This is a genomic window from Cystobacter fuscus, assembly GCF_044360685.1.
Lineage (GTDB): Bacteria > Myxococcota > Myxococcia > Myxococcales > Myxococcaceae > Cystobacter > Cystobacter fuscus_C.
This window is the reverse complement of record NZ_CP043491.1, coordinates 7992678-8012152: the sequence shown is the minus strand read 5'-3', so window position 1 is coordinate 8012152 and position 19475 is coordinate 7992678. Positions and strand designations below refer to the sequence as shown.

The following is a 19475-nucleotide window of genomic DNA, read 5'->3' as shown; positions in this document are numbered from 1 at the left end:
TCCTGTCCGCTCAGGCCCACCGCTGGGCTTCCACCGTGCGGTGGCAGAGCAGCAGCGCGAGCAGGATGACGGACACGAAGAAGATGGGGGTCTGGAGATCCAGCACGCCGCTGAGCAGCCCGGAGAGCTGCGAGGAGAAGGACACGTAGGCGAGCAGGGAGCGCACGGGCTCGTCGGTGCTCTGGGCGAGGCTGCCGAGCATCAACCAGGGCAGCAGCACGGCGAAGGTCACCAGCGCGGCCACCATCTGGCTCTGGGTGAGCGCGGAGATGAACAGGCCGATGGCCATGCAGGTGGCGCCCCACAACAGGAGCCCGCCGTAGCCCAGCAGCACCGTGCCCCACTCCAGCGCGGCGCCGGACTCCCCCTGGCCGAGCCACGAGAGCAGCGCGGGGTAGAGCAGCGTGAGCCCGAGCGTCGCCGTGACGATGCCCAGCCCCCCGAGGTACTTGCCCAGGACGATCTCCACGGGCCGGATGGGCGCCGTCATCAGCAGCTCGAACGTCTTGTTGCGCTTCTCCTCGGCGAACAGCCGCATGGACAGGAAGGGCACCACGAAGAGCGTGAGCGTCATCACCGTGTGCCAGAAGGGCACCATCACCCCGTCGGTGAGGTTGCGGAACTGCGGGGGGACCTGCTCCCAGCCGAACTGGCGCGCCATGTCCTGGGCGCGCTGGAACTCGGAGAGGGAGTTGATGAAGAAGAACGACGCCATGGTCTGCATCGCCGTGAGGACCGCGTAGGCCCACGGCGTGGTGAAGTAGAGGGACAGCTCCTTGCGGGCGATCGCCAGGGCGGTGCGCATCCGGGAACCTCCAGGGGGAAAATCCAGGGGAAAAGAGCGTGGAACGCGCGGCGCTTCAGGCCGCGGTCAACCGGATGAAGATCTCCTCCAGGGACGCCTTGCCGTCCGCGCCCGAGTGCTGCCGCTCCAGCTTGCGCAGGGTGTCGTACGCCACGACGCGGCCCTGGTGGAGGATGAGCACCTTCTCGCACGTCATCGTCACCTCCGGGAGGATGTGCGTGGACAGCAGGATGGTGTGCTTGCCGGCGAGCCCCTTGATGAGGGTGCGCACCTCGGCGCGCTGGGTGGGATCCAGGCCCTCGGTGGGCTCGTCGAGGATGAGCACGGGCGGGGAGCCGAGCAGGGCCTGGGCCAGGCCCACGCGCTGCTGGTAGCCCTTGGACAGGTTCTGGATGAGCCGGCCCATCACGTCCGCCAGCCCGGTGAGCCCGGCCACCCGCTCCACCTCGGCGTCGAGCCCCCGGCCGGGCACCTGCTTGAGCCGCGCCACGAAGCGCAGGTAGCCCACCACCGTCATCTCCGGGTAGAGCGGCGGCGTCTCCGGCAGGTAGCCGATGCGTCGTTTGACCTCCAGGGGGTGCTCGAACACGTCGAAGCCGGCCACCCGGGCGGTGCCCTCGGAGGGGGGAAGGAAGCCGGTGAGCAGCTTCATGGTGGTGGACTTGCCCGCGCCGTTGGGGCCGAGGAACCCGAGGATTTCGCCCTCGGCGAGGGAGAAGTCCAGGTGGTCCACCGCGACGCGCTCCCGGTAGCGCTTGGTGAGCTGGCGCACCTCGATCATGGCCATGTGGGAGTTCCTGCGAGCGGCACGGGGGAGGAGAGGGGCGAGCGGGGGCGGGCCTTGTGCATGGGGTGCTTCCAGAGTGTCTTGGCGGACGCGCCGGGTCAGGTTACCTGTGACCTTTTCGGGTCTCTAGGAACAAAGCATCGGATTCCTTATGCCAATCGTGGTGCAGAAGTATGGTGGCTCGTCGGTCGCCGACGTGGAGAAGCTTCGCCGGGTGGCGCTCCGGGTCCAGCAGACGCGCGAGCGGGGCTATCAGGTGGTGGTGGTCGTCTCCGCCCGGGGGGACACCACGGACGAGCTGCTGGCCCTGGCCAAGCAGGTGTCGGCGGATCCCCCGCGGCGCGAGTTGGACATGCTGCTCACGTGCGGCGAGCGCATCTCCATGGCGCTCTTGTCCATGGCGCTGCAGGAGATGGGCGTGCCGGCCATCAGCTTCACGGGCAGCCAGAGTGGCATCATCACCAATGACGTGCACTCGCAGGCGCGCATCGTGGAGGTGAGGCCCTACCGCATAGAGGAGGAGCTCGCGCGGGGCCAGGTGGTGATCGTCGCGGGCTACCAGGGCGTGTCCTCCAAGCGCGAGGTGACGACGCTGGGACGGGGCGGCTCGGACACCACGGCGGTGGCGCTCGCGGCGGCGCTGGGGGCCGAGTCGTGTGAAATCTACTCGGACGTGGACGGCATCTTCAGCGCGGACCCGCGGGTGGTGCCCGACGCGCGCAAGCTCGAGTCGCTCTCGTACGACGAGATGCAGGAGCTGGCGAGCGCGGGGGCCAAGGTGCTCAACGCCCAGGCGGTGGAGTTCGCCAAGGCGCGGGGCATCGTCATCCAGGCGCGCACGGCGCACGGCCAGGGCACGGGCACCCGGGTGGAGCAGGGCAAGCCCGGGGACACGGGGGTCAAGGGGGTGACGGCGGAAGGGGACATGGCGGTGCTGGCGGCGGTGGGAGGGCCCGCCCAGGTGGCGCGGGTGCTGGAGTTCCTGGACGCGCGGGCCGTGCGGGGCCGGGCGCTCGCCTTCGATGGCCTGTTGGGGCGCGAGGGCCGGGCGTTCATCGCGGTGCCCCTGCAGGACGTGCACGGGTTACAGGCGCTCCAGCGCGAGCTGGGCGAGCGCTTCGGCGAGTCGGTGGCCCTGCGCGAGGAGGTGGGCGCGGTGACGGCGGTGGGCGCGGGCATCAACGCCGACTGGAGCCTCTTGCGGCGCGCGTTGGGGGCGGCCGAGGAGCTGGGCGCCCGGGTACATGCGGTGCACACCTCGCCGCTCCAGCTCACGCTCCTGGTGGATAAGCAACACTTGAAGGGCCTGACGTCCCGATTGCACCGGGAGTTCCTCGGAGCGTGAGTGCTCCCTACTGTGTCCAAGGAGCTACTCACGCCGGGTGCTGGCACTTCCCCATCCAGTCCGGGTGCTTACCCTCGAACCCGCGAGGGGTACGGGAGACAGGCATGGGACTGGGTCGAAACGTCAGCTGGCAATCGTTGTTCGCCATGGGGTGTCTGCTGGGACTCCTCATGGGATGTACGCAGAGTCCTTCCCCGCCTCTCGTTCGAGGGGGGGAGCAGAATCCCATTCAGGATCCAGACGCGGGCACGCCCATCCTGGTCGACGGAGGGGTGAAGCCGCCCCCTTCGGGTCCGGGAGACGTGGGCACGCCCCCCGAGCCCCATGACGCCCAGCGCATCCGCAAGGAGAACGCGCGTCCGGGGACGAGTGCCTGGCGCATCACCAAGGGCGCCAACCAGAACGAGATCGAGGGCTACGCGCTCGAGTCCACGGTGTCGCCGGGGCAGCGGGTGTCCATCGCGGTGTCGGTGAAGGACGGGCCGCGCAAGTTCTCCTGGGAGGTGTACCGGCTGGGCTACTACGGCGGGCTGGGAGGCCGGGAGATGGCGCGTGGAGGTCCGCTGCAGGCGGTGCCTCAGGGCGAGTGCCCGCCGCAGCGGCCCACGGGGCTGGTGAGCTGCACCTGGCGGCCGACGTTGGAGATTGAAACGGACGCGAAGTGGGTGCCGGGCGTGTACCTGGTGAAGCTGGTGCGCGAGGACAACCTGCAGCGCTACGTGCCGTTCTTCGTGAGGGATCCGCGGCCGGGCGCCGAGGTGATGGTGATCATCCCCACCCAGACCTGGCAGGCGTACAACGCCTGGGGGGGCACCAGCCTCTACGACGACAAGCACAGCATCACGGGGGTGGGGCGTGCCTTCCAGGCCTCGTTCGATCGGCCCTACTACCGCGGCCAGGGCTCGGGCCACCTCCTGGACGATGATCAGGGGCTCATCCTGTGGCTGGAGGCGCAGGGGCTGGACGTGGCGTACGTCACCGACGAGGAGATGGACCGCAGCGGAGAGATCCTCGATCAGGCCAAGGTGTTCATCATGTCGGGGCACGATGAGTACTGGACGCGCGCGCAGCGCGACCGGGCCGACAAGGCGCAGGCCGAGGGCCGCTCGCTCATCAACCTCGGGGCGAACCAGGCCTACTGGCAGGTGCGGTTGGAGCCGTCGGCGGATGGCCGGCCGCGGCGGATCGTCACCTGCTACAAGGGCGACAAGCGCGACACGGTGAGCCTGAAGAGCCCGGACTGGACGGGCAAGTTCCGGGACCTGGCGCCGAAGCGGCCGGAGAACGAACTGCTGGGCGTGATGTTCTCGGCGCGCTGGCACCAGTTCGCCCACCCCACGGTCATCACCCAGGCGGACCACTGGGCCCTGGAGGGCACGGGGTTCAAGAATGGCGACATCATCTGGCGCGCCAACGGCTACGAGCAGGATCAGCTGGTGGAGAATGGCAGGTCGCCCGGGAACGTGGCGGTGCTGGCCGAGTCTCCCGCGCTGTCGCTGCAGGGAGGCTTCGGCTTCGGGCAGATGGTGGTGTTCCGCAAGGGCAAGGCGTGGGTGTTCTCCGCGGGCGGCATCGACTTCGTGCACGTACTGGGCAGCAGCGACTCGGGTGATCCGCGCGCGGCGCGCATCGTGGCCAACGTGCTCTACAAGGGCCTGGGCCGGGAGGTGCCGGACAACCTGGTGACGATCACGCCCAAGCCCCTGCCGCCGCCGAGGATTCCCGCGCCCGCCACGGTGCGCACGGTGGCGGGACTGGCCGGCAAGCGGGGAGATCAGGATGGGCCTCCGGGCCGGGGCCTGCTGGCCGCGCCGGTGGCGGTGGCGGTGCTGCCCGGGGGCGGCTGGGCGGTGGCGGACGCGCTGGCCAACAAGGTGAAGCGCGTGTCGCCGGATGGCTCCGTCTCCACGCTCTCGCACGTGCGGCTCAATGGCCCGCTGGGAATCGCCGCGGACGCGCAGGGCAACGTGTACGTGTCCGACTCGGACAACTACTGCATCCGCCGCATCACCCCGGACGGCACGACGACGGTGTTCGCCGGAGCGGAGATGCAGCCGGGCGGCATGGACGGCAGCGCCCAGCAGGCGCGCTTCAACCAGCCCGCGGGGCTCTTCGTCACCCCGGCGCAGGAGCTGCTGGTGGCGGACCTGGGCAATGGCGTCATCCGCCGCATCGATCTGCTCGCGCCGGGCAACCCCGTGTCCACGCTTCCGGCGAACCTGTGGATGTACCGGCCCTCGGCGGTGGCGCAGGCTCCGGACGGCACGGTGTACGTGGTGGAGACGGGGATGATGCGCGTGCTCAAGCTGTCCAACGGCACGGTGAGCGTGCTGGCCGGCTCGCCTCCGGGCGGCTTCGCGGACGCGAGCGGTGAGAACGCGCGCATGCTGCCCTACGTGGGCATCGCGGTGATGCCGGACGGCAGCGTGGCGTTCTCGGATCCGGGCAACTACCGGGTGCGGCGCATCTCCCCCTCGGGCGAGGTGACGACGCTGGCGGGCTCGGGACGCTTCGGCGCGCGGGATGGCCGGGGCGCGGACGCGGACTTCGTGGTGCCCGGTGGGCTCGCCGTGGGCACGGATGGGACGCTGTACGTGGCGGACTCGGGCAACGCGCTGCTGCGCGCCATCACCCCGTGAGTCCGTGAGCTCTCCGCGAGCCCTCGTCCCCGGCATGGTGGGGGGCGGGGGCTCGCGCCGTTTCAACGGCCCGGGCCGCGCGAGCCCGTTGGTGGAGGGCCCGGGCGCATGTCGGCCTCCTGGATGAGCCGGCGCCGATCGGGCGTGTCCTTGGGCATCTCCACGAAGGTGCACATCTCGCACAGCCGGCTGTAGATGCGCTCGCCCACGCGCTCGCGCAGCAGCTCCTGCTCGCGCAGGGCGCTCTTGGCGTCCTCGGCGGGGCGGTGGTAGCCGGGAGGCGCCGCCGCGCGCGAGGCCCGGCGCTCCGGCTCCAGCGAGTAGTTCGTCGCGAAGAGCGTGGTGCGGCCCGCGTTGTAGCGCCGGGCGATCAGCTCATCGAGCGTCTCCATCTCGAACTGGCTGCCACGCCCCTTGCCCATCTCGTCGATGGCCAGCACGGCCACGTCCGACAGGGGGCCGATGATCTCCCCGCCGCTCTTGCCCTCCTGGAAGCCGCGCCGGATGGTGGCGTAGAGCAGGGAGATCTCCACGTAGCGCGCCGCCAGGCCCAGCTCGAGCACCAGGTGCTTGAGCGTGGCGGCCATCAGGTGCGTCTTGCCGGTGCCCACCGGGCCGCTGAGCATGAAGCCCTTGTTCACCCCCACCTTGTCGAAGTGGTGGGAGAAGTGCATCGCCAGGTTGCGCGCGCGATCCTGCGCCTCGTTGGCGGCGCGGTAGTTCTCGAAGCTCGCGTGCGAGGTGACCCCGGGCAGGCCGATCTCGTTGAAGAGCGCCACGCGCTTGGCTCGGTGCTGGCACACGCACGGCACGAGCACCTCGTAGCGCTTGGGGCCCACCTTGGCGCTGAAGGTCTGCTCCTTCACCTCGTACGTGAACCCCCGGCCCTCACACAGGGGGCAGCGCACGGAGCACGAGCACACCCGCGCGTGCGCCCGGTCTCCCTGACGCTCGATGACGTACGTCCGGCCCTCGCACGTGCCGCACACCTCGCCGCTCACCTTGCTCGCCATGACCCCGGGCCATAGCAGAGCCACCTGACGCGCGTCAGCAGGCGAGACAGGTGTTCAGCGCGGCGACCACCCCGGAGCAGGGAAGCAGGCGGGGGTTCAACCGCTCCCCCGTCGCCAGGCGCCGGGCGTGCGCCGCCGCGAGCCACTTCTCGTGCGGCGCTCACTCGAGCACCGCCGCGTTGAGCATGTCCCGCAGCCGGATGATCTCCCGCTGGAGCGAGGCGCGATCCTCGTCGCTGCGGCCGATCGCCTCGGCCATGGCCTGGGGCACCTTGGCCGCGCGGGCGCGCAGCTCGTGTCCCGCGGGGGTCAGCGAGATGAGGACCACCCGCTGATCCCGCGCGTCCCGCTCGCGCTTCACCAGCCCGGCCGACTCGAGCCGCTTGAGCAGGGGCGTCAGCGTCCCCGAGTCGAGGAACAGCCGCTCCCCCAGGTCCTTCACCGCCATCCCATCCTGCCGCCAGAGCAGGAGCATGATGAGGTACTGCGGGTAGGTGAGCTCCAGTTCCTGGAGCAGGGGTCGATACGCGCGGTTGAACGCGTGTCCCGCCGAGTAGATCGCGAAACACAGCAGGGCCTCGGGTTCGAGCAAGGGATCCATGGTCATCGTCCTGGGAGGGCGGAGGCCAAACGCCTCAATCTAGCTCAAGCACGATTAAATTGCACACAATGCTTTTTCATTCCTGGGGTGGCTCTTTTGATTGCGCGCAATTGAATTGTGCGCGATTTATTCGCCATCGACGCCGAGGCGTCGCCGGGACGCGGAGGTAATCGCGCTCCCCTCTGGAAGGGAAACGACCATGAATCCGAAGAAGCTCGCTGTCGCCGCCACCACCGCCGTGATGACCCTGGCCAGCGCCGCCGGGGCCGCGCCCGTGCTGGAGCCCACGACCCAGAAGTTCCTGGACGGAGTGGCCGCCGCGGGGGGCCCGCCGCTCTACACGCTCTCGCCCGAGGCGGCCCGGGGCGTGTTGAGCAAGGTCCAGGGAGGCAGCGTCCCCCTGCGCCCCGCGGACATCCGGGACACCACCTTCCCGGTGGGGCCCAAGGAGTCGGTGCGCGTGCGCATCGTGCGCCCCAAGGGGGCCCGGGAGGCGCTGCCCGTGGTGATGTACTTCCACGGGGGCGGCTGGGTCCTGGGCGACGCGGCCACCCATGAGCGCCTCGTGCGCGAACTCGCCGAGGGGGCCCATGCCGCCGTGGTCTTCGTCGACTACGACCGCTCGCCCGAGGTGAAGTTCCCCGTCGCGAACGAGGAGGCGTATGCGGCGACGAAGTATGTCGTCGAGCACGCCAAGGCCCTGAACGTCGACGGCTCGCGCCTGGCGGTGGCGGGTGACAGCGCGGGCGGGAACATGAGCGCCGCCGTGACCCTGATGGCGAAGGAGAGGGGCGGGCCGCGGATCGCCTATCAGGTGCTGTTCTACCCGGTGACCGACACCGCCATGGACACGGGCTCCTACGAGGCCTTCCAGGAGGGGCCGTGGCTGACGAAGCCGGCCATGAAGTGGTTCGCCAACGCCTACTGGCCGGACGAGGCGGCCCGCGCGTCCATTCTCGCCGCGCCGCTCAAGGCGTCGCTCGAGCAGCTCCGGGGACTGCCCGACGCCCTGGTCATCACCGCCGAGAACGACGTCCTGCGGGACGAGGGCGAGGCGTATGCGCGCAAGCTCACCCAGGCCGGCGTGCGCGTCACCTCCACCCGCTACAACGGCACCATCCATGACTTCGTCATGCTCAATCCGCTCGCGCAGACGCCCGCCGCCCGCGGCGCGATCGCCCAGGCCAACGCCGCGCTCAAGGCGGCGCTGCACAAGTAGCCGGGCTCCGCGGGCGCCTAGGCCTCGCCCAGGCTCAGGTGCCGGCGCACCGCCACGAGCAGCCGGAAGCGGCGCGACAGCCGCCGCGCGCGCCCGGACATGAACTGGGTGTCGGACTCCCCGCCCCGGGCCTGCCGCCACAGCTCGCGCCGCTCGGGGAAGGGCAGGGCGCGCAGCAACACGAGCCCCACGAGCGCCTCCTGGGTCTCCATCGCCGTGAAGTCCTGGGGCACGCTCTGGGCCAGTGTCTCGCGCAGCCGGTGCACGCGCGGCGCGAGCTCGGGCCGGGTCTCGGCCAACCGCTCCAGCGAGGCCAGCAACTGCGCGTGCCGCGTCTCCTCCCAGGAGCGCGTCCGGGCGGAGCGCTTGCCCTCGCTGCCCGCGCCCGCCATGCGCTCGCGGTACTTCTTGATCTCCGCCTCCACCTGCCGGCGGCAGGCGCGCAGGCTGCGCAGCACGGGCTCTCCGGGGCGCGCATCCCACATGGCCTTCTCCGCGGAGCGGGAGATGCCACGCGCCACCACCTCGAAGGGCACCGCCTGTCCGGCCCACGCGCTGAGCAGCTCCGTGTCCAGCGCCGACAGCATCAAGCCGCTGCCGCGCAGGGCCAGGAAGTAGTCGTGCACGCGCTCTTCGAAACTGGCGCTCTCGGGGAGGAGACTCATGTCGCTACAGGTCCGTTGCGGAGGGGAGGCGGGCGGCCGGGCCCACGTGCCCCCTTACCAGGGGCGGCTGACAGCGCAAGCGGACTCCTGTTTCCGTCACAGCGTGCGTGGAATCTTTCCAGTGGCACCAAAGCAAGCCGACGTGCCCTGAGGGCCCTGTTGACCGGGTTCGACGCACCACGCATAGTGCCGGGCCTCCCCGATGGAAATTCCCGAAGAGTCCCGGACACTTGCCGAGCAAGCAAGGCAGCCGGCCGGCAGACCCCCGCAGAGGAAACCCATGCGCCGTACGCTTCTTCTCAGCCTCCTGCTCCTGGCCACATCGGCCCCCGCGCAGGACAAGAAATCTCCGCGCGACGCCAGCCTTGGCAAGAAGAGCAGCACCGCGGTGATCGACAAGTCCCTCGCCGGTGACATCAGCCGCAAGAAGGAGAAGGCGGAAGCCGCCGCTCCCGCGCTGCAATACGATCAGTTCCGCCTGGGTGTGGAGGGGCAGGTGGCCTCCAAGCGGCGCGAGCAGATCGAGTCGCTCAAGAAGATCATCTCCCTGTCGGCGGACTCGAAGGAGCAGCCCTCGCTGCTCTTCCGCCTGGGCGAGTTGTACTGGGAGGAGTCGAAGTACTACTTCTTCGAGGCCAACCGGAAGGACGACGATCTGCTCGTGGCGATGAACGCCAACGACGCGGCGGGCCAGAGCAAGGCGAAGGCGGCCAAGGCCGAGTTGACCGCGCGCTCCAAGCAGTACGGCAAGCTCGCGCTCGAGCAGTACACGAAGATCGTCCAGAACTATCCGGACTTCGAGCGCTCGGACGAGGTGCTCTTCTTCCTGGGCACCAACCTCATGGAGGACGGCCAGGACCGCAAGGCGCTGGTGGCCTTCAAGCGCCTCATCGAGAAGTTCCCCCAGTCCAAGTACATGCCGGACACGTACTTCGCCTTCGGCGAGTACTACTTCAACAACTCCAAGGGCAAGCGTCCGGACCTGGAGCGTGCGCTCGCGGCCTACAAGAAGGCCGCCGAGTACACCGAGAGCCAAGTGTACGCCTTCGCCCTCTACAAGCAGGGCTGGTGCCACTTCAACCTGGCGGACTACCAGAACGCCAAGGACAAGTGGAAGGCGGTGGTGCTCTACGGCGAGCTGGCCGGCCCCGCGGCGGGGACGGACAAGGACGCCCCGGTGAACAAGAAGGGCAACTCGCTGGTGCGCGAGGCCCGTCAGGACTACGTGCGCGCCTATGCCCGCGAGGGTGACGTGATGCTCGCGCGCGAGGACTTCTCCAAGGTCGCGACCAATCCTGAGGACCGCTTCACGATGATGAAGGGTCTGGCCAACCTCTACTACGCGGACGGCAAGGACCGCGAGGCGGCCATCACCTACAACACCCTCATCAAGGAGAAGCCGCTCTCCCCCGAGGCGCCCGGCTTCCAGGGCCGCATCGTCGACATCGTGCTTCGCATGGGCAACAAGGATCGCACCGTCACCCAGGTGCGCCGGCTCGTGAAGATCATGAAGGAGGTCGAGAGCTCGGGTGTCATCAAGGAGGAGAAGGACAAGAAGGCGCTGGCCGAGGCGAAGGACCTGGCCGAGCGCACCCTGTCCAACCTGGCCGTCACCTGGCACAACGAGGCGAAGAAGACGCGCGAGGAGGCCACGTTCGGCTACGCCGACATGATCTACTCGGACTACCTCACGCTCTTCCCGGACAGCCCCAAGGCGTATGACCTGCGCTTCTTCTGGGCGGAACTGCTCAACGACAACCTGCAGAAGTACGACAAGGCCGCGGCCAACTACACCCTCGTCACCCTGCAGGACGTGAAGCTGCTGGAGGCCAAGGACGAGCAGGGCAACCCCAAGCCGGGCAAGCCGGGCAAGTGGCTCACCAACGCCGCGTACAACGCCGTGCTCGCCTATGACGAGATGGTGAAGGATGCGGAGAGCAAGGGCCTGTTCAAGGACGAGGTCAGCAAGGACATCCGCAAGAAGGCCACCATCCCCCAGGCCCGCAAGGACCTGCTCGAGGCGTGCGAGCGCTACCTGAAGTACGTGCCCAAGGGTGACAAGCGGGTGGAGATCGCCTTCAAGGCGGCCAACATCTACTACCGCCACAACCACTTCGACGAGGCGGTCTTGCGCTTCAGCGAGATCGCGCTCGGCTCGCCCGAGTACAAGTTCGAGACCGGCGAGCGCGCGGGCGAGGTGGCGGCCAACCTGGTGCTCGACTCGTACAACCTGCTCGAGGACTGGGCGAAGGTGAACGAGTGGGCGCGGCGCTTCTACAACAACGACAAGCTCGCCACGGGCAAGTTCCGCGACGAACTGTCCAAGGTCATCGAGCAGTCGGCGTTCAAGCTGGTGAGCGCGCTCGAGGCGAAGAACCAGTTCGCCAAGGCGGCCGAGGCCTACCTGTCCTTCGTGGCCGACTTCCCCCAGACGGAGATCGCCGACGTGGCGCTCTTCAACGCCTCGGTGGACTACTACAAGGCGAAGATGCTGGATAAGGCCATCCAGGTGCGCAAGGACATCATCGAGCGCTACCCCACGTCGCGCTTCGTGCCGGAGTGCATCTACAACAACGCGGAGGCGCTGGAGGCCATCGGTGACTTCCGCGAGTCCGGCGACGTGTACGAGCAGTACGTGGACGGCTACGAGGCGAGCAAGAGCGGCAAGACCGTGGCGCGCGCGGCGCCCGCCAAGAAGCCCGCCAAGGCCAAGAAGGGCAAGAAGGGCAAGGACAAGGACGATGACGTGGTGGTCTCCACCCGGCCCGGCGCTCCCCAGAAGTGGGAGGAGTCCAAGGCCCAGGTGGCGCTGTTCAACGCGGCCACCTACCGCGAGGGTCTGGGCGAGTACAAGGCGGCCCTCGCCCTGCGCGAGCGCTACCTGACGCTCTGGCCCAAGGCCAAGGACGCCGAGGACGTGTTCCTCTCCATCGTCGACCTGCACGAGAAGTCGGGCAACTACATCAAGGCCATGAGCCTGCTGGAGGAGTACGAGCGGCAGTACCAGAGCAAGCCGAGCAAGTTCCTCATGGCCGAGGGCCGCATCGTCGACATCTACGAGAAGAAGCTCCAGCGCCCGCGTGATACCGAGCGCCTCTACACCCGCATCCTCGAGTACTACGAGAAGCTGCCGCGCCGTCTGCAGCAGTCGCTGGAGAAGAACGCGCTGCCGGCCGTGGCCCGCGCCCAGTTCCGCAGCGTGGAGCCGGACTACCAGTTCTTCTCCCGCCTGAAGCTGTCCTGGGGCCGTCCGCCCAGCCCCGACAAGCTCAAGGCCTCCATCGCGGAGAAGAACAACTCGCGCGAGGTGGTGGAGAAGAAGTACGTGCAGACGGTGTCCATCGGCGCCGCCGAGCCCGCCATCTGCGCCCTGCACCGCCTGGGCATGGTCTACGACAACTTCGCCGACAGGATCGGCAACGCCCCCATGCCGCCGGGCATCGACGAGGAGACGGAAGGCGCGCTGCGCGAGGAGTTCGGCAACCAGGCCCTGCCCCTCAAGGAGAAGGCCGCCGAGGCGTTCATGACCGCCGTGGCCAAGAGCCAGGAGCTGAGCGTCTACAACGACTGCGCGGCCGAGAGCCTCAAGATGCTGCGCACCACCTATCGTCCGGAGCAGTTCCCGACGATGGTGGAGGAGAAGGTGGCCCTCACCAAGGGCCGTGACTTGGCCATCGGCGGGGACTTGCTCGCCAAGATCCAGGACATCCCGCCCCCGCCGGTCGAGGTGGCCGAGGGCGAGAAGGACAACAAGCAGGAAGTCGTCGAGGACGTGTCGGACCTCGCCAAGCGGCTTCAGCAGCAGACGGCTACCCAGGTTGACGGTCCGGCCGCGCCCACCAAGGAGGGCACGCCCAAGACCAAGGCCGGCACGGACGAGCAGGAACCCGAGGACTTCCTCTAATGAATCGCCCCACGACGAATCACCCTTCCATGATGCGCTCACTCCTCGTGGCCGTGACCGCGGCGCTGTTCGCCGCGGGTTGCGCGAGCACCAACGCCAACAAGAACTCGGTGGTGGACTCGGGCAAGACGACGAAGTCCAACGAGCCGCAGTCCATCTCCAACCGCGCCAAGCTCCTCTTCGAGGACGCGCTCTCGGCGTATGAGGCCCAGAAGAAGGGCGGCGCCATCGACTACCCGTCGCTCGAGCGCAAGTTCAAGGCCGCGCTGGACGCGGACAACGGGCTGGCCGAGGCTCAGTACAACCTCGGTGTGCTCGCCGAGCGCCAGGGCAAGACCCCGGAGGCGGTGGGCTACTACCAGGCCGCCCTCAAGACCAAGCCCTCGCTGCGCCAGGCCTCGGAGAACCTGGCGGTGCTGGCCCAGAACGCCGGCGACGTACAGGGCGCGGTGAACATCTACCAGGGCATCCTCAAGATGTACCCGGATGATGCCAACAGCCGCGCGCGTCTGGCGGAGATCTACCGGCAGACGGGCGACCACGAGAAGGCGATGGAGTTCTCGCGCGCCGCCCTCATGCGCGAGCCCCAGTCCGTCACCGCCTACAAGGTGATGATGCGCAGCTACCTGGAGCGCAAGCAGCTCGCCATGGCCAAGCTCGTGGCGCTGCGCGCGATGAAGATCGACCAGAACGATCCCGAGCTGCACCACACCATCGGCCTCATCCTCCTGCAGGAGGAGAAGAAGGACGAGGCGCGCTTGGAGTTCAATCGCGCCGTCGAGGTGCGCGCCGACTACGTGCCCTCGCACGTGATGCTGGCGCAGCTCGCCCTCGAGGTGGAGAACTACCCCGGCGCCGAGACGCACCTGCGCCGCGTGCTCCAGGCCGACAGCAAGAACGCTCCCGCGCACCTGAACCTGGGCGTGGCCCTCAAGGGCCAGGGCCAGTACGACAAGGCGATGCAGGAGTACGACGAGGCCGAGAAGCTCGACCCGAACCTGGCCGCCGTCTACTACAACCGCGCCGTGCTGCTGCACCGCAACAAGGGCGCTCCGGACCGGGCCGTGGTGCTGTACAAGAAGTACATCGCCCTGTCCGGTGACGAGATGGCCCTGAGCGCCGAGCACCCCATCTTCGGGCTGCTGCGCGAGGCGGAGTCCATCGTCCAGGCCCAGCGCGACGCCGTCCTCCAGGAGGAGCAGGCCAAGAAGCTCGAGGAACTGCAGAAGCAGCAGCAGGAGCTCATGAAGGCCGAGGAGGCCAAGCAGGGAGGCGCGGCCACCCCGGCCGGGGGCGCGCCGGCCCAGAAGCCCGCGGCCCAGCCCGCCTCGGGGGTCCAGCCCGCGGCGCCCGCCCAGAAGCCCGCCGACACCGCCGCACAGCCGGCTACTCCGCCCAAGGCGGATCCGGCGGAGCCGTCGGACGACATCTTCTAGATGTGGGATGAGGTGGCGGTGGCGGGGGAGGGGGGATTGATGCGAACCTTCATGACGTATCGCGGCCCGCCGGACAGGCGGGCCGCCCGGAGACAGTGATGCGCAAGCTCCTGATGCTGTGTGGGATGTTGATCGTGACGCCGGCCCTCGCCCAGGACGAGGACTCCCCGCCCCCGACGAGGGAGGCCGGTGGCGGCGGTGGCAAGGCGGGCAAGGGCGGCCCGCAGACCATCGACTTCGAGGATGACACCATCGAGGGCGACCTGACCAAGCCGGACGGCGAGTACGTCGAGGCCCGCAAGAAGGTCGCGCACTCCAACCTCATCCGTATCCGCGAGGACTTCGAGGACAAGGTGATGCAGTCGGTGGGCGAGCTGTGAAAATCGCCGGGAACCCCTCGCCGTCCACGTTGTCCTAGAGATCGCCGCAAGCCTACCGAGGAATTGAAATGCCTGTGCCTTTGACACTCAGGGTCTTCAAGGGTGACACCCTGGTCACCTCGAAAGACTTCGAGCGCGACATCATCAAGATCGGCCGTCTCGCCTCGGCGCACCTGTGCCTGGACGACGAGAAGGTCAGCCGTATCCACTCCGTCATCGAGGTGGCCTCCGACGGCAGCCTGTCCATCATCGACATGGGCAGCGTCGAGGGCACCTACGTCAACGGCAAGCGGGTCAACAAGGGCCAGCTGTCGTTCGGCGATGAGATCAAGGTGGGCGGCACCACCATCCGCCTGGAGGACACCACGGCCATCGCCGCGGCGAACCTCGCCTCGGCCGCCGCGAGCACCGCGCCCGCCGCGGCCACGCCCATCGCGCCCCAGCCGGACGCGGCGCTCGCCGCCGGGCTGGCCCAGGCCGCCATCTCTCCGGCCCGCGCCGCCACGCCCGCTCCCGTCGCCGCCGTGACGCCCGCTCCCGTGGCCGCGCCCGCCGCCACGCCCGCGCCCGCCGCCACGCCCGCTCCCGTCGCGGCTCCCAAGGCCGTGGCCCAGCCCGTGGCCGCCGCGGAGGAGGCACCGGCCGAGCAGCCCGCGCCCCGCGTGCGCCGGGTGCCCTCCAAGTCCAAGGGACCGCTCGGCCTGGGCCTGCACTTCATGTGGGGCGACCAGCGCGTGGGCGACTTCTTCTTCGCTCCGGGCCAGAAGCGCTCCTTCACCGTGGGCAGCGCCAAGGGCGTCGACTTCGTCATGGGCGACGCCAAGCTGGGCGGCGAGCGCTTCGAGGTGATGCGCACGGACGGCCAGTCCTTCACGGTGCTCTTCACGGGCAAGATGAAGGGTGAGCTCGTGCGCAAGGGCGAGACGCTGGACCTCAAGGCGGTCATCGAGTCCGGCAAGGCCTCGCACGAGGGCGACTCCTACGCGCTCACCCTCAAGGACGACGACTTCCTCTCGGTGGACCTGGGCGGCGTGACGCTCGAGGCCTGCTACGAGTCCGTGCCCAAGCGCGCCTGGGCGCCGCTGGGCGAGTCGGTGGACTTCGCCGTCATCAACGTCTTCCTGGTGCTCTTCTTCCTCGCGTCGCTGTTCGTCATCAGCGCGTCCAACCTGGCCGCGGCCGGGGATGTCTTCGCGGATGAGCTCGCGGGCAACAACTCGCGCATCGCCAAGCTCATCGTGAAGCCTCCGGAGACGCAGAAGAACAAGTTCCTCGAGAAGCTCAACGAGCAGAAGGCGGAGAAGGCGGCCAAGAAGGAAGCGGCCAAGAAGAAGGACGACCAGAAGGTGGTGAAGGAGACGCCCAAGGCCGCGGCTCCGGCCAAGTCGGACAAGAAGGCCGAGGCGAAGAACATGGCCGCCAAGATCTTCGGCGGCAAGGGTGGCGCGGCGAGCCTCTTCGGTGGCGGCCTGAGCAACAACCTCAAGGGCGCCATGGGCAACATGTTCGCCGGGAAGACGGCCGCGACGAGCTTCGGCGGCCTCGGCCTCAAGGGAGGTGTCGGTGGCGGTGCCGGTTCCGCGGACGTGGTGGGCATCGGCACGGTCGGCACCAAGGGCCGTGGCGGCGGCATGGGCTCCTATGGTTCCGCCACGGGTAGCCTCGGTGGTACCAAGCAGAGCGTGGAAGTGGGCATCGCGGCCGAGGAGGCCACGGTGAGCGGCTCGCTCGACAAGGAGCTCGTGCGCCAGGTCATCCAGCGCAACCGCGGGCAGATCCGCTTCTGCTACGAGAGCCTGCTCAACCGCTTCCCCAAGCTGGGCGGCAAGGTGGCCATCCGCTTCACCATCGCCACCGAGGGCAACGTCGTCACCTCCTCCGTGGCCCAGTCCACCGCGGGCAACTCGGAGCTGGAGCAGTGCGTGGCCGGCCGCGTGCGCACCTGGACGTTCCCCAAGCCCAAGGGCGGTGGCTCCGTGGTCGTCACCTACCCGTTCATCTTCAAGGCGGCCGGAGAGTAATCCTCCGCTGACAGGAAACATCCAATGTGGGCGGTTCCGCCTCGCGGAGCCGCCCACTTGCTTTTTGCCTCTGGCGTCCGGGAGCGCCTGGGCTAACTTCCAGCCCTGAATGAAAGCCCTCCGCCCTTTTGTCGTTTGCGCCGCACTCGCCCTCCCCGCGCTCGCGAATGCGCAGGCCGCTGGTGACCGTCCCGCCGAGACCTACGAGGAAATCGAGCGTGGTCTCTACTTCTCGGTCCTCGGTGGTCCCCTGTTCATCGTCAATCCGCCCGCGTCCTCTGGACCCCGGCCCTTCTCGCCCGGACAGATGGCCGAGGTGGAGCTGGGCGTGGACATCGGCGATCGCCTGTCGATCGGGCTCTTCCTCCGAGGCGCCGTCAACCGGGCCGGCTCGGAGTACACGGGCAACTCCAACGGGAATGCCTCGGGTGACTTCTCCACGCTGGTGCCCGGCGCGGTGGCGCACGTGCGCCTGGTGAGCTTCCCCGACGCCCAGGACGTGCCGCGCACGTGGTTCTACGTGCGGGGCGGCGCGGGCTATGCCCTGTTCTGGCCGAAAGCGCTCCTGCCGGAGTCCGACATTCTGGTATTCGCCGGACCGGGAGTGGAGTACTACACGCGCCTCCGGCACTTCTCGATTGGTGTCGAGGTGACGGCGAGCTTCTTCGTCAAGTCTCAGTCTTTCGGGTTCGCGCTGACGCCGAACCTTCGCTACGCGTTCTAGCGGGAGAATCACGTGCCTCAGGAGAATGGAAGCGGTGGGCCGCGCGGTGGACGGGGCCCGGGTGGTGCGCCCGGTCAGGGTCCTCGCCGGGATGGCCCGGGTGGTTTTTCGTTTGGTGACCGCGAAGGCGGACGGGGCGGTGGCCGGGGTCGGGGCCGGGATCGCGAGGAAGGGCCGGTCGGTCCCGGACAGCGCGTCATCGCCGAGCTGAGCGCCCTGGAGAAGGCGCTGGGCAAGAACGACCTCGCCGCCGAGAAGCAGCCCCTGGAGTCGATCGTCCGCTCGCTGCGCGCCCTGCGCGCGAAGTCGCTCGACGATCTGGATCTCAACGTGAGGGGCCGGCTCATCACCACGCTGCTGCGCGTGCAGCGGCAGACGAAGCCGCCCGCGCCCGAGGCGGCTCCGGCGGCGGATGCGGCTCCGGCTCCCGCGGCGGATGCGGCGGCCGAGACCGCGCCCGCCGAGGGACAGGCTTCGCCCGCGGCTTCCGGCGAGGGCGCGGAGGCAGCCGCCGGTGGCGCGCCCGCGGCGCCCGCGGTGGATCCCGCCAAGGAGAAGTTCCAGGCCTATACGGACGTGCTCTACCTCGTGGGCCGCGCCTGGCGTGCCGCGGGAGATCAGGAGCGCGCCTCGGCGGCTTTCGGCCTGAGCGGCCGTCAGCCCGAGCCGGAGCGCGAGGAGCCCGCCGCGCGTCCCGCGGCGGAGCGTCCCGCGGGCGAGCGCCGGGAGCGTCGCGAGGGCCGGGGCGAGGGCGAGCGCCGGGAGCGCCGTGAGCGTCCCGAGGGCGAGCGCCGTGAGCGTCCCGAGGGTGAGCGCCGGGAGCGTCGCGAGCGTCCCGAGGGTGAGCGCCGGGAGCGCCGGGAGCGTCCCGAGGGCGAGCGCCGGCAGCAGCCCCTGCCGGAGCTGACGGGGGACTGGCAGGAGCAGTCCAAGCAGCTCGAGGGCATGGGCCGCACCCGCGACGCGGCGCGCATGCACGAGCGCAACAACTCCTTCGCCGACGCCGCGCGTCTGTTCGAGGCGGGGGGAGACATCCGCAGTGCCCTGCGCTGCGCGCTGGCGGGCAAGGACAACGACACCGCCCGGCGCCTCATGGCGACGGTGCCCGCGGAGCAGCTGTCCCAGGTGCTCGAGAAGGCGGGCGCGTACGAGCTGCTGATGGAGGTCTACATCGGCAAGGGCGACTTCGAGAACGTCGCCCGGCTGTACGAGCGGGCCCGTCAGTTCGACCAGGCGGCACTCGCCTACGAGCGCGCGGGGAAGTTGTCGCTGGCGCGCAAGGCGTACGAGCGCTCGCGTGACTTCGCGTCCGCCAACCGCATCCGGGACCTGGAGGTGAAGGCCCTGGTGGAGCGTGGAGACAGGCTGGGCGCCGCCACGCTGCTGGTGGCCGCTGGCCGCCGTCAGGACGCGGTGGAGGTGCTTGGCTCCCTGCCTCCGCCCAAGGCCTTCTACTTCCTGCAGCGGCTGAAGCTGGAGGACGAGGCCAAGACGCTCGCCCAGAAGGAGCTGGCGCGCGCTGAGGCGGAGAACAAGCCGGCCGGCCGCGCCCGGTGGCTGGAGCTGCTCGGCGAGTCGGCCACCGCCGCCGCGCTCTACGAGGAGATCGGCCGCAAGGAGAAGGCCCTCGGGTTGTACGAGCTCATCGGCCACCTGCCCAAGGCCGCCTCGCTCGCCGAGGAGTTGCAGTTGCGCGACCGGGCCGTGGCTCTGTACACGAAGCTGGGTGACGAGGCGGGCGTGCAGCGCGCCCAGGCCCTGCCAGCCACGCCTCCCGCACGGCAGCCCGCGGAAGCCGCCGCCGCGGCCGAGGAAGCGGAGGACGCCGCGGTGGGACAGGCTCCTACTGCCGAGCAGAGCTCGTCCGCCTCTACTACGGACGGGCAAGAAAGCCAGTAAATCTCCACAGTTGGCGGGATTTGCGAGATTGCGAGGG

General features: G+C 69.2%; 14 protein-coding genes. 9 read left to right on the top strand and 5 right to left on the bottom strand.

The window, feature by feature from the left end; translation table 11 throughout:
- Positions 1 to 10: 10 nt before the first annotated feature.
- Both F0U63_RS32630 and F0U63_RS32625 read right to left on the bottom strand, forming a co-directional pair.
- Positions 11 to 805, bottom strand: a complete 795-nt coding sequence (locus F0U63_RS32630) for an ABC transporter permease (protein WP_395835956.1) — start codon at positions 803 to 805, stop codon at positions 11 to 13.
- A 55-nt stretch (positions 806 to 860) separates the two neighbouring features.
- A complete protein-coding gene (locus F0U63_RS32625; RefSeq protein WP_395835954.1) occupies positions 861 to 1592 on the bottom strand; it encodes an ABC transporter ATP-binding protein in 732 nt (243 codons plus the stop codon).
- Between the two features lie 151 nt (positions 1593 to 1743).
- Between F0U63_RS32625 and F0U63_RS32620 the strand changes: the two genes are divergently transcribed.
- Positions 1744 to 2937: an aspartate kinase gene (locus F0U63_RS32620; RefSeq protein WP_395835952.1), complete on the top strand. Its 1194-nt coding sequence runs from the start codon at positions 1744 to 1746 to the stop codon at positions 2935 to 2937.
- A gap of 104 nt (positions 2938 to 3041) precedes the next feature.
- Positions 3042 to 5576 carry a N,N-dimethylformamidase beta subunit family domain-containing protein gene (locus F0U63_RS32615; RefSeq protein WP_395835950.1) on the top strand — a complete coding sequence of 845 codons (2535 nt, stop codon included), beginning with the start codon at positions 3042 to 3044 and terminating at the stop codon, positions 5574 to 5576.
- 62 nt (positions 5577 to 5638) lie between these two features.
- Here F0U63_RS32615 and F0U63_RS32610 read toward each other — a convergent pair whose 3' ends face one another.
- Positions 5639 to 6589 carry an ATP-binding protein gene (locus F0U63_RS32610; protein WP_395835948.1) on the bottom strand — a complete coding sequence of 317 codons (951 nt, stop codon included), beginning with the start codon at positions 6587 to 6589 and terminating at the stop codon, positions 5639 to 5641.
- 160 nt (positions 6590 to 6749) lie between these two features.
- A complete protein-coding gene (locus F0U63_RS32605; protein ID WP_395835946.1) occupies positions 6750 to 7190 on the bottom strand; it encodes a MarR family winged helix-turn-helix transcriptional regulator in 441 nt (146 codons plus the stop codon).
- 199 nt (positions 7191 to 7389) lie between these two features.
- On the opposite strand from F0U63_RS32605, the gene F0U63_RS32600 reads away from it, so the two are divergent.
- Complete coding sequence (locus F0U63_RS32600; protein ID WP_395835944.1) at positions 7390 to 8409, top strand: alpha/beta hydrolase; 1020 nt, start codon at positions 7390 to 7392, stop codon at positions 8407 to 8409.
- Between the two features lie 17 nt (positions 8410 to 8426).
- Here the strand turns inward: F0U63_RS32600 and F0U63_RS32595 are convergent, their stop codons facing one another.
- The gene (locus F0U63_RS32595) at positions 8427 to 9074 is read right to left on the bottom strand and encodes a hypothetical protein (RefSeq protein WP_395835942.1); all 648 of its coding nucleotides are present in this window, start codon (positions 9072 to 9074) and stop codon (positions 8427 to 8429) included.
- A gap of 280 nt (positions 9075 to 9354) precedes the next feature.
- Here F0U63_RS32595 and F0U63_RS32590 point away from each other — a divergent pair, with 280 nt between their 5' ends.
- From F0U63_RS32590 to F0U63_RS32565, 6 genes are all read left to right on the top strand, one after another.
- Entirely contained in the window at positions 9355 to 12978 is a 3624-nt protein-coding gene (locus F0U63_RS32590) for a tol-pal system YbgF family protein (RefSeq protein ID WP_395835940.1), read from the top strand.
- A complete protein-coding gene (gltE, locus tag F0U63_RS32585) occupies positions 12978 to 14414 on the top strand; it encodes an adventurous gliding motility TPR repeat lipoprotein GltE (RefSeq protein ID WP_395835938.1) in 1437 nt (478 codons plus the stop codon). Before F0U63_RS32590 ends, gltE begins: the two co-directional genes overlap by 1 nt.
- A gap of 98 nt (positions 14415 to 14512) precedes the next feature.
- Complete coding sequence (cglF, locus tag F0U63_RS32580) at positions 14513 to 14794, top strand: adventurous gliding motility protein CglF (RefSeq protein ID WP_395835936.1); 282 nt, start codon at positions 14513 to 14515, stop codon at positions 14792 to 14794.
- 68 nt (positions 14795 to 14862) lie between these two features.
- Entirely contained in the window at positions 14863 to 16815 is a 1953-nt protein-coding gene (gltG, locus tag F0U63_RS32575; RefSeq protein WP_395835934.1) for an adventurous gliding motility protein GltG, read from the top strand.
- Between the two features lie 109 nt (positions 16816 to 16924).
- The gene (gene cglE / locus F0U63_RS32570; protein ID WP_395835932.1) at positions 16925 to 17539 is read left to right on the top strand and encodes an adventurous gliding motility protein CglE; all 615 of its coding nucleotides are present in this window, start codon (positions 16925 to 16927) and stop codon (positions 17537 to 17539) included.
- 12 nt (positions 17540 to 17551) lie between these two features.
- Positions 17552 to 19438, top strand: a complete 1887-nt coding sequence (locus F0U63_RS32565) for a DEAD/DEAH box helicase (RefSeq protein WP_395835930.1) — start codon at positions 17552 to 17554, stop codon at positions 19436 to 19438.
- Positions 19439 to 19475 lie beyond the last annotated feature (37 nt).